The sequence below is a fragment of the Paraburkholderia sp. Clong3 genome (genome assembly GCF_050436485.1).
Classification (GTDB): domain Bacteria; phylum Pseudomonadota; class Gammaproteobacteria; order Burkholderiales; family Burkholderiaceae; genus Paraburkholderia; species Paraburkholderia tuberum.
This window is the reverse complement of sequence record NZ_JBNDMH010000002.1, coordinates 1,416,901-1,432,723: the sequence shown is the minus strand read 5'-3', so window position 1 is coordinate 1,432,723 and position 15,823 is coordinate 1,416,901. Positions and strand designations below refer to the sequence as shown.

General features: G+C 66.1%; 11 protein-coding genes and 1 pseudogene. 5 read left to right on the top strand and 7 right to left on the bottom strand.

Going from position 1 to position 15,823, the window contains the following annotated elements:
- Positions 1–158: 158 nt before the first annotated feature.
- From OKW30_RS10895 to OKW30_RS10875, 5 genes are read right to left on the bottom strand one after another with little or no spacing between them, the layout of a single operon-like run.
- Positions 159–2,846 carry a glycosyl hydrolase 2 galactose-binding domain-containing protein gene (locus OKW30_RS10895; protein ID WP_429346682.1) on the bottom strand — a complete coding sequence of 896 codons (2,688 nt, stop codon included), beginning with the start codon at positions 2,844–2,846 and terminating at the stop codon, positions 159–161.
- A gap of 15 nt (positions 2,847–2,861) precedes the next feature.
- Complete coding sequence (locus tag OKW30_RS10890; protein ID WP_429346681.1) at positions 2,862–3,935, bottom strand: DUF1839 family protein; 1,074 nt, start codon at positions 3,933–3,935, stop codon at positions 2,862–2,864.
- Positions 3,932–4,981: an amino acid--[acyl-carrier-protein] ligase gene (locus OKW30_RS10885; protein ID WP_429346680.1), complete on the bottom strand. Its 1,050-nt coding sequence runs from the start codon at positions 4,979–4,981 to the stop codon at positions 3,932–3,934. The genes OKW30_RS10890 and OKW30_RS10885 overlap by 4 nt, the downstream gene beginning before the upstream one ends.
- Positions 4,982–6,289, bottom strand: coding sequence for an acyl-CoA dehydrogenase family protein (locus tag OKW30_RS10880; protein ID WP_184063903.1), 1,308 nt, complete (start codon positions 6,287–6,289; stop codon positions 4,982–4,984).
- Positions 6,286–6,537, bottom strand: coding sequence for an acyl carrier protein (locus tag OKW30_RS10875; protein ID WP_013089253.1), 252 nt, complete (start codon positions 6,535–6,537; stop codon positions 6,286–6,288). Before OKW30_RS10875 ends, OKW30_RS10880 begins: the two co-directional genes overlap by 4 nt.
- Before the next feature lie 368 nt (positions 6,538–6,905).
- Between OKW30_RS10875 and OKW30_RS10870 the strand changes: the two genes are divergently transcribed.
- Positions 6,906–7,439, top strand: a complete 534-nt coding sequence (locus OKW30_RS10870; RefSeq protein ID WP_429346679.1) for a GNAT family N-acetyltransferase — start codon at positions 6,906–6,908, stop codon at positions 7,437–7,439.
- A 98-nt stretch (positions 7,440–7,537) separates the two neighbouring features.
- Here OKW30_RS10870 and OKW30_RS10865 read toward each other — a convergent pair whose 3' ends face one another.
- A complete protein-coding gene (locus OKW30_RS10865; protein WP_184063901.1) occupies positions 7,538–9,007 on the bottom strand; it encodes an oligosaccharide flippase family protein in 1,470 nt (489 codons plus the stop codon).
- Positions 9,008–9,475: 468 nt separating this feature from the next.
- Between OKW30_RS10865 and OKW30_RS10860 the strand changes: the two genes are divergently transcribed.
- From OKW30_RS10860 to OKW30_RS10845, 4 genes and pseudogenes are all read left to right on the top strand, one after another.
- Positions 9,476–11,335 (top strand): alpha/beta hydrolase, encoded by a 1,860-nt coding sequence (locus tag OKW30_RS10860; protein ID WP_429346678.1) that lies wholly within the window; start codon positions 9,476–9,478, stop codon positions 11,333–11,335.
- A 136-nt stretch (positions 11,336–11,471) separates the two neighbouring features.
- Positions 11,472–12,614 carry a mannose-1-phosphate guanylyltransferase gene (locus tag OKW30_RS10855; protein WP_429346677.1) on the top strand — a complete coding sequence of 381 codons (1,143 nt, stop codon included), beginning with the start codon at positions 11,472–11,474 and terminating at the stop codon, positions 12,612–12,614.
- Positions 12,615–13,002: 388 nt separating this feature from the next.
- Positions 13,003–13,723: pseudogene (locus OKW30_RS10850) on the top strand (FadR/GntR family transcriptional regulator).
- Between the two features lie 186 nt (positions 13,724–13,909).
- Positions 13,910–14,956 (top strand): Gfo/Idh/MocA family protein, encoded by a 1,047-nt coding sequence (locus OKW30_RS10845; protein ID WP_429346676.1) that lies wholly within the window; start codon positions 13,910–13,912, stop codon positions 14,954–14,956.
- 34 nt (positions 14,957–14,990) lie between these two features.
- On the opposite strand, the gene OKW30_RS10840 is transcribed toward OKW30_RS10845, so the two are convergent.
- On the bottom strand, positions 14,991–15,650 hold the full coding sequence (locus tag OKW30_RS10840; RefSeq protein ID WP_184029308.1) for an amino acid ABC transporter permease: 660 nt from the start codon (positions 15,648–15,650) through the stop codon (positions 14,991–14,993).
- Positions 15,651–15,823 lie beyond the last annotated feature (173 nt).

Genomic DNA, 15,823 nt, shown 5'->3' with positions numbered 1-15,823 from the left:
AGTGTTAAATGGAGTGCGTGCGCTGTCGCACGTAAGGCCTTTCAAAGCAGGCAACAGTTGCGTTCGAGCCAACAGTGAGCGAGCCGGGCAGACAGTTCGAGACCTGCGAAACGAGCTTTGGGGCGCTTCGCGTCCGTGCGACTAGTTCGGAATGACCACTAGCCGTAGAAGATGGCGGATAGCGCATTGATCGCGCGGACTTCCCCCTGGGGTGCCCCGCATGTTTCATCCACTTTAAAGACCGCGTTTGATGCGCGAGCAACGAGTTCTTGCGGCGACGCCGCGAAGGCGCTCGGCAGCGGTTCGAGTGCATGCAGCGGCACGATACAGCGCCGGTTCGGCGCGAGGTGGAACCAGTCGCGCGCCGCGCGATAACGGGGGTCAATGATATGAACGAAGCGCGCAAAGCGCTTCGTTTCGATCGCAAGCTGCCAGCCGCTGCGCTCGCCACGACGTTCGACCTCGACGGTCATACCGAGGTCATCACGCGCGTGCACGCTACGCTCGGGAAGATGAAACGCTTCGGACACGATCTCGCCACTCGCGGCATCGTAGAGCGTTGCAATCGTGACATCGTGCGCGCGTGGGCCGAAGCGGTACGCATGCGTGAAATCGAAGAACTGGCCCAGATGCGCGGCCGCACTGATGCGTTGCAGGCTGCGCGGGGCAAGCGTCAGCGCGCGTCGCGCGGATGTGAGCTTCACGCTGCCGTCGCGCAGACAGACCAGCTCGAGTTCGCCGCAAAACGTTTGCGCGCGCTCGTTGATCAGATGAATATCGAGGCCGTTCAGGCCTTCGTCGGTGAGCGTGATCTGCAACGGCTGCAGTGTCTGCGCGAAGCCGTGCAGCGCGCTTTTCGGCCGTCCCGTCGCGTCGATCACGCCCCAGCCCGCGCCCGCGCGCAGATCCTGCAACTGCCACACGAGGCCGCCGCCGCACGACGAGCCCGCGCGCCGCCACTCGGCGAACACGTCGCCGATCAGCTCGGCAACCACCGCGCGCGACAGATCCAGATAACGCACCGCATCTTCATAGCGCAAGCGCGCCGGCTCGACGCCGTAAAGCGCCTGCAAATAATGATCGCGCACGTCGTCGAAATCCCAGCCTGCGCCAGGATCGCGCGGCACGGCGGCTTTCCAGCGCGGATCGTGCGTGTGGATCGTGCCGAGCGCGTCGTGCAGCGTCGCCTCGTCGGGGACGTTGGCGAATGCCAGGCATTCGGCCGCGAAGCGCACCTGCGCGCGGCGCACGTCGGCAAGCGGGCGCTGATACGCGCCGACGCCGTAGTAGTGCGTGACGCCCTCGTTAGTCGAAAACGGCCACGCGCCGCCCGATGGCGAATTGCTGACATAGGGCACGTCCTCGCGATCGCGCGCGACGAGCGCAGGCAGCAGCTCGGTAAACAACGCTTGCGCTCGCTGCGCCGCGGGCAGTCCGAACATCGCCGCCTGCTGGTCGACCTCGCTGCCGCCGCACAGCACCGCGAGCGAGGCAAAGCGACGCGTGCGACTCAGGAACTGGCTCGCTTCGCGCTCGATCAATGCGCTGAACGCGGCATCGTTCGGGTAGTCGAAATTCGCCAGCGCGAAGTCCTGCCAGATCAACAGGCCGTACTCGTCGGCGAGCGCATAAAACAGATCGGACTCATAGAGCATCGTGCCGCCGACGCGCAGCATGTTCATGCCGGCGGCGCGCGCGAGCTCGAACGTATGGCGCAATTGCGTTTCGGTGCCTGCTAGCGTGACGAGATCGGCGCTGGTCCAGCACGCGCCGCGACAGAATACGGGCACTTCGTTCACGCGCAAGGCGAAACCCGCAGCATCGGCGCCGCGGTCCACTTCGATACGACGAAAGCCGATCGAGCCCAGAGACTGAGAGATCACGTTGCCGTCGACGAGCTGCAACGTCAGAGGATATAAAGTGGGCTCTCCATGCGTATGCGGCCACCAGCGTTTCGCGTGGGGCACGCGCACGTCGCCGGTGAGTGTATATGCATCGTGCCATTGCAAAGACGAAACATGGTCGCCGCAGGAAAGTGTCGCGCGGCAGGCCGCGACGTCGTGGGGGCGTACGAAACGTAAAGTCAACGAAACAACCCCATCCTCTTGCTCGAGCCGGCTGGTCAGATCAATCGTGTCGAATGCGTGCGGCGCGTCGCCGAGTATTTCGATCGGACGCCACGGGCCGACCGTCTGAATCGACGGACACCAGCCGGGCATATGGCCGAGCAGCGTGGTGCGCACGCTGCGAAGCGTCGGCGGCGACACGAGCCGCGGCCGCCAGCGGGCACGCGAGCGTTTGGCCGCCAACGCTGGCGTCAGTGAGCGAAAGCACAGCACGAGCGTCGCGCGGCCGTCCAGGTCGATATCCAGATCATGGGCGATGAACATCGATGCCGAATCGAGCCGCTTCACATCGTCGAGCCACACTTGCGCGAGCGTCGCGAGTCCATGAAAACGCAAGCGGCGCCGCCCCGTACCGATCAGCGTGACGCGATACCAGTGATCGTCAAATGCGAGCGGTGGCGGGTGATCGACATCGAGCAGACCGGCGGCGAGCCGCGCGCTCGCGACGGTGCCGGGCACCTGCGCGGCGAGCCAGCCTCGCGCGGGCAGATCGGCCGGCGACGCATAGGCGTGCGGCGGGGTGCTCAGACAGGCCCAGCCGGTGTCGAGCCGTTGCGGCCATAGCGAGGGCGCGGCGCGGGCAGTGCCTGCATCATGCGCTTGCGCGATCGCGCCGGTCGCGCGCGCACGGCCAGCATCGCCCTCGTCAGCGGGCGGATCGAGGGTCGACACATCCACGGTCAATTCCCGGAAAAACCGCGCGGCACGAAGTGCGCGCAACAACGCATCACCGTATTAGCGCACCAGAGCGGCCAGCGGTGGCAGCGTTTTTTCATAAGCGCTTTCAAGCACGTCGAAGCAGTCTTCGCAGGTATCGCGACGGCCGCGCGCGATCGCGCGAATGAGCCGGAACTGCATCACCATCGACTCCGACGCGATGCGTTGCGCGGCGGCCGGTATCGTCGGCGGGATCTCGAAGCCTTGCGCGAACAGCCACTGCAGATACTTCGACAGGAACTCGAAGTTCGCGCCGAGCTGCCGCATCAGATTGAACGAGTACAGATGGAAGTACGCCTCGTCGCGCTCGAACAGCGTATCGAGATGCGCGGGAAACGCGGCACGCCATTGCGAAATCGGATTGGTCAACGGACGCCGTTCCAGATGCGCGCACAGCAGTTCCGCCGACGCCTCCGCGAGCGCGGTGCCTTCGAGCGCGGGCCGCGCCTGCTTGGCGAACTCGACATAGGGAAACAGCAGATCGGGCTGCGCGGTGAAATGCGGCAGCTTGCGAAACACGCCGTCGTAGTCGTCGCCCTCGAGCCGGTGGTAGCCGGTGTTGTGGAAATAGCCGAGGCGGCGCGCGGCGGTATCGACGAAGTCGATGCCGATCGTGGTCTTCGGATGCTCGCGGCGATACGAGGTCGCGCGCGTATCGGGGAGGTAGTAGCCGTCGACCTCGACGAGCACGGTGTGGCCGCGCAGCGTCTGCGCGAGCACGCGTTCTTCGAGCGAGTCGTAGATCGCGAGCTCCTGCACCTGGGTGCCATACAGACGTTCGAGATCGTCGAGCGGAAACTTGAAGAACGTGAACTGATCGCCTTCGAAATCCTGCGTGACCGTGAACGCGAGCGCCGCGCGCGGATCGAGCCCGAAGCCGTGCAGCAGCTCGATCCACAGATCGACATAGCAGTTGGTCTCCTGCCACACGCGTTCGCCCTGATGCAGCGCGTGCGCTACGTGCTCGCGCAACTGCGTGCCGGCACCGGGCAACGCGTGGGTCTGCTGATGCGTCGGCGGATCGCCTGCGCGTCGCGGCAGCGACGAGTTGGCGAGCGCGGCGGCAAGCGCCGAAGTCGATGATGGATTCATGCGCGCTCCTCGGCGACGGTCGCCGTTGGCGTCGCCCGCGTTGCCTGCAGCGCATCCGCGACGCGGGTCTCGGTATCGCCCCACAGCAGCGCGCGCACGTCGTCCGGCCACGCGTCGACGTCGAGCCCATGATGACGGAACAGCGCGAGCGTGATGCGTTCCATGCCGAAGCCGACACAGCCCGTATGCGCGGTCGCGCCATCTTCGCAGGCGATCTTCCAGATCGCGCCGAAGTGGTCCATGTGATAGTTGAACGACAGGCAGGCCGTCTTGCCGCGCGGATCGGCGACCGCGATCAGCAACTCGAACTTGAGCGCCTGCGCGCGCTGACTATCGGCGACGATCTTGCCGCCGCGGCCGAAGAACGGATCGTTCGCGAGATCGACTTCGACCGGCAAGCCTAGCAGCTTCACAAGCAGCGAGCCGCGCTCGATCCACATCTGCCGGAACGCCATCACCTGCTCGGGGCTGCCGAGACGCACGTATTCCCGTTGACGGAACATCTGCATGCGGCCCGGATCGAGCGACGGCTCATGACGGAAGCAGTACGACAGCACGTCGACGGTGCGGCCGTCGGCGGGCAGCGCGCCGCGCCGCGCCATCACCGGATAGATCGGATAGCAGGCGGCCGGCGTCAGCACGACGCGCGTCGGTTTCTGTTGCGCGAGCCACGCGTCGCCACGGTCGTCGTCGCTGTCGGCCATCGCATCGTCGAGCGCGCGCAGCAGACGGTGGTGGCCCATGTCGTCGCCGCAAAACGAATGGATGGTGCCCGCGAGATTCGGAAAGCTCTTCAGGTATTCGCTATCCTCGAAGTCGGTGCGGCGCATCGCGGGCGGAAAACGCAATACTTCGGCTTGCTGATCTTTACCCAGTTGCGTAATCACGAGGTTCAGCCGGTCGATCACGTCCTCGAAAACCTGGCTCCGGCCATACAGTCCGTTTTCGCCGGTATCGATCAGCAGGCCGGCGGCCAGCATCTCGTCGCGCAGCGTGAGCGAAGGCCCCACGTCCGCGGCGGCGGCGGTATCGGTCATCAGCTTCATTCAGGGTCTCCCCGGCGCGGCAGGACGTTGCGCGAGCAGCAGACTCGCGGTGTTCTGCGCGATACGGTCGTTATTGATCATCAAGGGCGCCGAGTGCAGGTCGCGCAGATGGCGGCCGACGCTATAGGGCGTGCCGTTCTTGTAGCCCGCCATGCCGCAGATCATCAGCACTTCCTGTACCACCTGCAGCGCGGTGGTCGAAATGCTGGTCTTCAGCGTGTTCATGTCCGACGCGAAACCGAGCATCGCCGCGAGCGGGGCGTCCGCCGGGGTCGCGCCCTCGCGTGCCTGATGCGCGGCGCGCGCGGCTTCCAGCGCGACCGATAGACGCGCCTGCATCATCTGCAGCAGCCCGACCGCTTCGGCGAGCCGCAGGCCCGCCGGCGGCATCGTGCCGGGCTTCGCGCGCGCCTGCGCGCGGAAGAACGCTTTCGCGCGATTGACCGCGTCGACGGCGATGCCGGTCCATACCGACGCCCACAGCGTGTGCGACACGGGCAGCATGGTCTGATCGGCGATGTCGGCGAACGGCGTCGCGAGGATCTGTTCGGCCAGTCCCGTCGCGACGAGCCGGAAGCCCTCGCTGCAGGTGCCGCGCATGCCCATCGCGTCCCAGCCGCCACGCCGCTCGAGCTGCGTATCGGCGCGCAGCGCGACGATCAGCACCTGGTCGGACGCGGCCGCGTCGGCGGTGCGCCGCGCGGTCACGAGGATGCCGTCGGCGTGCGCGCCGTACGAGATCGTCGGGGCGAGCTTTTCGATCCGAAAACGCGCGCCATCGAGCTCCACCGAGCACGCGCTCGTGCGCATGTTGCCGCCGATCGTCTCTTCCGACGTCGCCGACGCGAGCAGCCATTGCTGCTCGGCCAGTTGTGCAAGCAGGCTCGCTTGCCAGGCGGAGGCGCCGCGATGAGAGTCGATGCACGCGACCTGGATCTGATGCATCGCATAGATCATCGCGGTCGATGCGCAGCCCTGCGCCAGCGTTTCGCAGATCGCACCGATATCGGCAAGCGACAGGCCCGCGCCGCCGAAAGCGGTCGGCACCATCGCCGACAGCAAACGCTCGGCCTTGAGCGCGTCGAACGCCTCGACCGGAAAGCGCGCCTCGCGGTCCACGGCGTCCGCGTACTGCGAGGCGATCGCCGCGCAACGATGCGCTGCAGCACGCCATTCGGGACCGGTATCGAGCGCGCTCAGCGCCCCGATGGCAGCGCCCTGGCCGTCGCCGGTCCGGGCGTCGGTAGTCGAGTTCGAGGCCGCCCCGCAGGCCGCTGCGGCGGCCTGACCCAGCAGCGGCGCACTCATGCCGCCGCCTTGGCCTGCTGCAACTCCGTCATCGCGGCGGCCATCGAGTCGATGCTCGAGAACAGGCGGCGCGTCAGCATACGGTCAGGAATTTCGACGTTGAATTCGTCTTCCATGGCAAGCATCAGATGCACGGTCGCGAGCGATGAGAGTCCGGCAGCATAGAGGTCGGCGTCGTCGGCGAGGCTTTCCACCGGGACATCCAGGCGTGCGGATTCAGAAAGGATGCGTCTCAATGCAGTTTTCATGCAGTGCTCCCCTTATGGTCAAAGGTCTGCCGATCGGTGCCGAGGTCGAATGACGTCGGCACCTGATTTTCGTGTGCAGGTTCGTGCGGTGCGAAGACCGCGGCGTGCGTTCGCGATGGTGCAGTGCGGTGTTGCAGGCGGGCCTGCGTGATGCCATCCGCGCTACCGGGCGCACGTGGCAAGACTGCGATTCGTTGGCTCGTATTTAAGATTCGTCAACCCCGAGCGTCAGTGCGATGGCGCACGGAAGCACATCTTTCGCGCACGTTACCGTGTAGTCGATGATGAGGGACCGTCATGGATCGGCCCGCCGTCGCGCACGGCAGGCATCGCCGGACCCGCCGAAAATTCTGACAGCCGGGGGCGTGATGAACTGGAAAACGCTGGAGTTCGATCAGCTATCTGCACGTGAGTTGTATGTCGTGCTGCGTGCGCGCAGTGCGGTATTCGTCGTCGAGCAGTCGCATGTATGCCTCGACGCGGACGGTCGCGACGAGCAGGCCTTGCATGTGTTCGCGGTCGAAGACATGGCGCGGCCGATGCCGGTGCTCGCCTATGCGCGGGTGCAGCCCGGCGATTCCGAAGATCCGGAAGTGACGATCGACAAGGTGCTGACGAGTCCGCTGCGGCGCGGCGACGGCACCGCCGAGATGCTGATCGAGCGTGTGCTCGAAGCGGTCGCCCAACGCTGGCCGGGCCGCGCCGCGCGCGTGAGCGCACCGCTTGGCTTGCGCGGGTTCTACGAGCAGTTCGGCTTTCGCAAGACGGAGGGACCGTACCTCGAACACGGTATGCCGTTCATCGGTCTCACGCGTCAGGTGCGCGGTGCTCAGGCGCGCTTCGGTCTGAGGCGCCGCGAGCGCGACGGCGCATCGTTCGTCAATACGTTCGAACTGTTGTGATGCCGCGTCGGCTGGGTACGTGTTTTCAGCCTTGGCATTCAGGTCCGCCGACCGTGAACCAGCGGTGGACCGGCGCCATTGATTGCGCGCGCCGGGACTCAGCCTTGTGCCCGTCCGGACGACGGCGCGCAACGCAGCCAGAGCCTGTAAAGCGCGTCGCGCAACTCGCTCGACCCGCGCAGCGACATGCCGAAGTTCGCCGCGCTCAACGCGAGCGCGACGACGATCGCCAGCAGCAACCCGCTGATCGAATCCGCGAGCGCGAGCGCGACGAGCAGAAACGCGAGATGCGCGAGCATGTTGCGCACGATCGTCCATGCATGCAGCCGTGAGAACGCGAGCAGCACCGAGTAATCGAGCAGCGCCTTCAGCACGACGACGACCGCCGCGCCCATGATGCCGAACCAGTGGATGCCGCACCACAACGCGCCGGTAAAGAACGGCAACTGAAGCCAGCTGACGCTCGCCACTGCCACGGGATGGGTCTGCGCCTGCAACAGGCTGCCGAGGATGCTCGACTGGCCGCTCAGCCACACGCCGAGAATCAGCACGCTCGCGACCGGCGCCGCGGCGGCGAGCTGCGGTCCGAGCCACAGCAGCAAAAACGGCTTCAGGGCGAACAGCGCGATGATCACGCATGGCGTAAATGCTCCATTGAGAAACGCGAGCGCGTTGTGCGCGAGCGCATCCGCATCCTCGCGCGACGCCGCCGACAGTCGCGGAAACAGGGTGCGCACCATCGCGAGCGGCAGCAGGTTCAATCGATTGATCAGGTTTTGCGGCGTCGCGTAGTAAGTGACGAAGCGCGCGCCGAGCAGTCCGCCGATGAACACGCGGTCGAGCGTCGAGGCGATCATGTTGGCGCCGGAAAACATCAGCAGCCAGCGGCCGTTGCGGAACAGCCCGATCATCAAGCGCCATTGCGGCATCCGCATACGGCGAATGCCGAGCGCGCGAATGGCGGCCACGCCCAGCATCAGGCCGCCGACGAAACGCGCGATCACGGCGGCTGGAATCGCGATCGCGAGTGACGGCGAAAAGCAGAGGACCGCCGCGATCGGCAGCAACTGGAACAGCGCGGTGCCGAGCGTCTGGTTGATGTTGTAGCTCGTGAAGCACTCGACGCCGGTAATCGCGCCCGCGAACACCCAGGTCACGTTCGCGATCGGCACAGCGAGCGCGATCCACGGCAGGCTCGCCATCACTTCATGCTGGAACGTCGGCTCGATTTTCACGCCGTAGGTGATGTAGACGATGGCTGCGGCATAAATCAGCGCGCCGCCGATGATGCCGGTACCGAGATTCATGAACCACGCACTCCAGAAGATCGGTTCGATCGAATCGTCGCTGGCCGCGCGAGCCTTGGCGATCTGGTTTTCGGTCGCCAGACTGGTGCCCAGATCGAGGACGCTGAAGTAGCCGATCAGCGCCCACACCAGATTGATCACCCCGTAACGCTCGGCGCCCAGCAGATGAATGTAGGTGGGCACGGTCACGAGGGAAACGAAGGTCGGCGCGACGGCGCCGGCAAAGTTGATGAAGATGTTCCTGACGATGCTTCGTTCCATGTTCCATTGCCGGGCCGGTGAGAAGGGCCGCGCGGACACACGCGGCGGCATCAACTTTTCGCAGGTCTTGCATCTTGCCCCCGGGCGCCGCGTGACTGTGTGGGTGGCCGTACAGATAGCCGCGATCGGGAGGGGGTTAAATGGCAAAGGTCATAGGGTAGCGCGGTGGTTGGCCACGAGCCGGCCGCGCGCACCGCATTGCGGAGCATTCCTAAGCGCGCCCGCGCCGTCTCCATCACGTAATGCTCGCGGCACGCTGCACGCAGTCGCGGGCATCGACCATAGCGCATGACCGACGCGATCCGCCGCGCGTCGGTCCACGTGCGGGGCATGCTGCACTGCACAGCACGCTCATCGACACACGCCAGCGCAGCGCGATTCGGAACCCAAACTAATGTGGCGCGACGCACATATGCGCGAGAGCACCTTTGTTGTAATCATTTGAAAAGGAAGAGTAAGGAGCGGACCGTGAGACCCATCGTCTTCGACGGCAAATTCGGCTGGTTGCATCCAGCCAACGGCCCGGATGGCGTCGTGATGTGTTCCCCGTTTGGCTACGACACGCTGTGCACGTATCGCGGCATGCGCCGGCTCGCCGAGCGCCTCGCCGCGCGCGGCATGCCGGTGCTGCGCTTCGACTACCCGGCGACCGGCGATTCAGCCGGCGACCCGACCGACGCCGGCCTGTGGCGCGCATGGATCGACAGCGTGAAGCAGGCGGTCGCGCAGCTGCGCGAGGCGACCGGCGTCGAGCGTGTCAGCGTGTGCGGTCTGCGTCTCGGCGGCATGCTGGCCGCGCTTGCCGCGCAGGAACTTGGGGATGTGCACGGTCTCGTGCTGATGTCGCCGGTGCTGTCGGGCAAGACTTACCAGCGCGAATTGCGCGCGCATTACCGGCAGTGGTTGAACGATCCGGCCGCGATGGATTGCGTGGTCGAGCCCGATACCGACGAGTTCGTCGAAGCGTATGGCTTTCGCATGTATCGCGACACGCTGCAAAGCCTGCTCGCGGCGGATCTGTATCGCGAGACGAGCCGGCCGGCCGCGCGCGTGCTGCTGCTCGATTCACTGAACCCGGCGCGCGCCGGTGCGCTCGCCGCGCATTACAGCGAACATGGTGTCGAACTCGAGCGGCACCCGTTCGACGAATACAGCCGCTTCATGATGGAACCGCTCGAAAGCGAAATACCGCACGCCGCGTTCGAAACCATCGAGAACTGGCTGCTGGCGGGGAGCGCGCAAACGGCCCAAACGGCCCAAACGGTGGCGCGCGTGCCCGAGCGAGGCGAAGAGCCGGCGGGCGGCCACTATGTCGCGCCGAGGCTGCACGAGACGCCGGTGTGGCTGAACGAGGGCAAGGTGTTCGGCATCTACTGCCGGCCCGACGGCGCCGCGGCGGCGCGCGCCCCGGCGGTGCTGCTGCTCAATACCGGCGCGGTGTCGCGGATCGGCAATGGGCGTTTCGGCGTACATTTCGCGCGGCGTCTCGCACGCCAGGGGATCGCGTCGCTGCGCATCGACGTCCGTGGTGTCGGCGACAGCATGCCGTCGTGCGACACGTTGAGCCTCGACGCGCTGTACTCTCAGTCGAGTGCCGGCGACGCCGCGTACGCGGCGCGCTGGCTTGCCGCGCGCGGTCATGCGGGCGCGCTGCTGCTCGGCATCTGCTCGGGCGCCTACACCGGGCTGCATGCGGCGACGCGCGAAGCGGCGGTGGTGGGCGCGGTGATCGTCAACGTGCAGAAGTTCAGATGGCATAACGTCTGCGACGAACACGGCAAGCCGATGATCCCGGTGTCCGCGTTCGGCTCGACGCGCAACTACATGCGCTCGATGAAGCAGCCGGGCAAATGGCTGCGCGTGCTCAAGGGCGAGACGGGCGGCTGGGGCCTCGTGCGCGAGCTGGTGGTACGCCAGCTCGCGCGGACCGGCGAAACGCTGGCCGACCGGATCGAGCAACTGTGTGGCCTCGAATTCGGCGCGCGTGACGAGCGGCATCTGTTCGCGAACCTCGAAGCACGGGGCGTCGACACGCACCTGGTGTTCGGTGTGCTGGACGAAGGCGTCGAGGAGCTCGAGCGCTACTTCGGCGTGCGCGGCGCGCGGCTCGCGCGCTTCACGCGCATTCACGTGGCCTTCTGCAAGCACACCGATCACGCGATCCTGTCGTCGGTGGCGCAGGAAAACATCATGTCGTACGTCGAGAACGTCTATCGCGGCGGCTTCGCGAAGCTGCGTCAGCCCGACAGCGCGGCGCTCGACGGCGAGCTGCACAGGCACGATGAACATCGCGCCGCGGGGGCGTTGCGTCCGTTCGGAGAAGCATAGGGAGCACGCGGACAGACAGGGCCGCCCAGGCCGCAGTGTGTGTCGCGCGCATACGACTGAACGCGCGTGCGACCACGAGGCACTTGCTGGCGTCATGCCGGCCCGTGAACAGGATCTGGATTCGACAGGATCGCAAATGAATCGAATGGTAGAACCAGGTAATCCGCCTGCGCCGCAGGGTGGGACCGCCGCCGCGCTGCGCGAACTGACCGTGCAACCGGTGATTCTCGCGAGCGGCTCCGGTGCGAGGCTGTGGCCGCCGTCGCGCGAACGCAATCCGAAGCAGCGGATCGGGCTGATGGGCGACCAGTCGCTGCTCGAAGCGACGCTGCGCCGGCTCGACGACGCGTTCGTCCCGGCCGCGCCCGACGCGGCCCGCACCACGCCGCCCGCCGCGCCGCTGGTGGTCTGCTGCGAGGAACTGCGGCTGCCGACGCTCGAGCGCGTCGAGCAGTACCGCAAGCCGGTGCGCATACTGCTCGAACCGATGGCGCGCAACACCGCTCCGGCGCTGACCGTCGCGGCGCTCGCCGCGCGCGCGTCGGCCGCGGCCGGCGACAATCCGATCCTGGTCGCGCTGCCCGCCGATCATCCGATCGTCGATCAAGCGGCGTTCGGCGCGGCGCTCGACGAAGCGCTCGCGCATGCTTCGCGGGACGCGATCGTCACGCTCGGCGTGCCGCCGCAGCGCGCGGCGACCGGCTACAGCTATATCCGCACCGCCGCGGCCTTGGGAAACCGGGGCGCGCGGACGATCGAGCGCTTCGTCGAGAAGCCCGATGCCGAGCTGGCCGAGCGCTACTTCGCGTCGGGCGAGTACTGGTGGAACAGCGGCATGTTCGTGGTGCGCGCGTCGGTGTGGCTCGACGCGATCGGCCTGTGCCGTCCGCTGATCGCGGCGGCCTGCAAGGACGCATTCGCAGGCGCGAGCATCGACGAGGCCGGCGCGCTGCATCTCGCGCGCGACGCGTTCGCCGCGTGTCCGTCCGACTCAGTCGACTATGCGGTGATGGAGCGCATGGGCAGCGACGCGCGTCTCGTCGGCGTAACGGTGCCGCTCGACGCGGGCTGGTCGGACCTCGGCGCCTGGGACTCGGTATGGGACGCGTCGAGCAAGGACGGCGACGAGCGCTTCCTGCTGTCGGAGAATCAGTCGACGTTGATTCCGCTGGGCGTCAGGCATCGGCTCGAAAATGCTGGCAAGCCGCCGCTGGAAATCATCGAGGTGCATTCGGACGGCGATCCCGGCGAAGACGACATCGTGCGCTTGCACGGCTGATGGACACCGAGCTGTTCGGCGTCAGCGCGGCGCGGAACCACCTGCGCCGCTTGCGCTTCGCACGACATCTTTGTTCGCCGGAATACGCAGGCGTCCGACCACGTCCGTGCAAATCAGACAATTTCATCACGCCAACGTGCGAATGCGCACAAATCAATCCCCGCAACGCAGGCACGCTTGACGAGCGAGCTTTGTGCCTGACGAAACAGATGGCGTTACACGAACGAAACAAATCTTCAGAGGGATAACCCTGTCAGGAAGTGTCCCACTGGCGCATCCGTTTCGAAGCTTGCAACGTATCGGAAAACGATTCTATTGGCATAACAGATACGTACGGGCCCTTCAATCAACAGGCCACGCGGGGTCAACACCGCTTCGGGGATATGTCATGGAACACGCAAACAAGGATCGCTCGTTGGTGAGCAAAGTCATGGACGGGCTCGTCAGCGGCATCGTCGAGGAAAAATACGGCGCGATTCTGCCGCCGCAGGATGTGCTGTCGAAGGAATTCGATGTGAGCCGCACCGTGATGCGCGAGGCGCTATCGATGCTGCTCGCGCGCGACATGCTCGACGTGCGGCCGAAGATCGGCACGCGCATCCGGCCCGATGAGCGACTGGCGCATGATCGACGAGGACGTCGTCAATTGGCGTTTCCGCGCGAAGCCCGATCCGATGTTTCTGCGTGACGTGATCGAGTTTCGCATCCTGATCGAACCGCGCGCGGCGGCGCAGGCGGCCGCGCGCGGCAGTGCCGCGGAAGTCGCGGCGATTCGCGAGGCGTTCGAGGCGTTTCGCATGATCCGTCCGGGCGAGGCCGGCTATCAGGAAGCCGACGAGCTGTTCCATACGCGCATCGTGATCGCGAGCGGCAACCAGTTCTTCAAGCAGATGGCGGCGATCATTCGCGGCGCGCTGTCGACCCTCAATCCGATCGTGCACGACCGGGAAGGGCTGTGGGAGAGTGCGATCGCATCGCATCAGCGCGTCATCGAAGCGATCGAGCGGCGCGATCCGAAGGAGGCCGAGATCGCTGCGCTCGCGATGATCGATTACGCGGCCGAGGAGGTCGGCGGGCGGTTTTCCTCGGAGCCGCCGGCGCGGGTTTGAGCGTGATTGCGAGCGCGGGCTGAGCGTATCTGTGAACGTCCGGCCGCGGGAGCGGCGGGGTGGGGTGTCGAAGGTCGGTACGCGGCAGTGATGCCGCATGGTTCGATTGGCCGGGTTCGCCGCGTTCGCAAGCGGCATCGGTGACAATAGCGGCTGTTCCGAGCCGCATGGACCTTTGCACACACGATGACAGATACGACAGCGGCACCGCACGCAGCCACTACCCAACCGACCGATCGGGCAGCGCAGGACACCACTTCATCGCGCGAGATCCGCTGGGGGATCGTCGGCACCGGCCGGATTGCGCGCCGCTTCGCGCAAGGACTCGCGTTCGTGCCTCGGACGCGGCTCGCGGCGCTGTGGTCGCGTCGCGTGGAACCGGCCCAGGCGTTCGCCGATGAATTCGGCGGCGCCGTCTGCGACAGTTTCGACACTCTGCTCGCGAGCGGCATCGACGCGCTCTATATCGCGACGCTGCAGGACAGTCACGCCGACTATGCGATCGCCGCGTTGCAAGCGGGGCTGCACGTGCAGTGCGAGAAACCCGCGTGTATCAATCGTCCGCAGCTCGAGCGCGTGCTCGACACCGCGCGCGCTTCGCAACGGCTCTTCATGGAAGCGATGAAGCCGCCGTTCTATCCGCTCTACAGCAGGTTGCGCGAGCACCTCGCGGCCGAGCCGATCGGCGAGGTCGGGCTCGTGCGCGCGGGCTGCTCGGTGCCGGGCGTGCCGGCCGATCATCCGTCGCTGTCGTTCGAGCATGCGGGCGGCGCGCTGCTCGATATCGGCATCTACGAGATGTTTCTCGCGGTCGACTGGCTCGGCGCGCCACGCGACGTGCAGACCTTCGGCCGGCTTGGCGCGACCGGCGTCGATACGTTCGCGAGTCTGAACAGCCAGCACGAGCGCGGTGGTATCGCGCAGCTATTCTGCGGGCTCGATCTGCATGGCAAGGGCGATGCGCTGCTGATGGCCCAAGGCGGTCACGTGACGCTGCACGAGCCGTGGTGGAACCCGTCGCGCGCGACGATCCGTTACGCGGATGGCCGCGTCGTCGAACTCGACGAACCGTTCGAAGGCGGCGGCTTGAACTACGAGACCGCGCACTTTTGCGAGCTGATCCGCGCGGGTGTGCTGGAGAGTCCGCTGATGCCGCACGACACGTCGCGACAGATGATCGCGATGGCCGACGCGGCGCGCGCGGCGTTGGGGCTCAAGTTCGCTGGGGAATGAGCCGCTGGGGGCAACGAAAAGGAGCGTGCGGCGCTCAGTGCCGCGTCGGCAGCGACAGCCGCCGCTCGTACCAGCGCTGCGCCCACTCGAGCACCTGACACAGCACCCAGTACACGGCCGCGGCCGCAAGATAAAGCGGCAGCGGCTGGTAGGTCGACGCGATGATTTCCTGCGCGCTGCGCAGCAACTCGGTCACCGTGATGACGGACACGAGCGAGGTGTCCTTGATCAGGCTGATCAGGCTGTTCGACAGACTCGGCACCGCGATGCGCAGCGCCTGCGGCGCGATCACGTAGCGCAGCGTCTGACGCCGCGACAGCCCGAGGCTGTACGAGGCGAGCCACTGGCCCTGGTGGATGCCCAGAATCGCGCCGCGCATGCTCTCGGACAGATACGCGGCGACGTTCGCCGACAGCGCGATCACGCCGGCCGGCGTCGGATCGAGCGAAATGCCGAAGCTCGGCAGACCGTAATAAATCACGAAGATCTGCACGAGCAGCGGCGTGCCGCGCATCACGCTCACATAGACGCGCGCGATCCAGTTCAGCGGACGGCTGTGGCTGATGCCCATCAGCGCGAGCATGGCGCCGCCGATCAGGCCGAAGATCATCGACAGGATCGCGAACTTGATCGTCAGCAGCGCGCCTTGTGCGAGCACCGGCAGCGATTGGAGCAGCAGGGATGTGATGGACATGGGCATTGTTCTTATTGACGCACAAAGCGCACATCATAAACTTTGGCGCGCGTTCAGGCGCGGGTCGCGCGATGCGGCTTGGGGTATACGCGACGCGCGGCTCGGCTCCCGCAGCTCGCGTGGGCCGCAAAAGCGCGAAGGGCGGCATCGTGATCGATGCCGCCCTTCGTTCG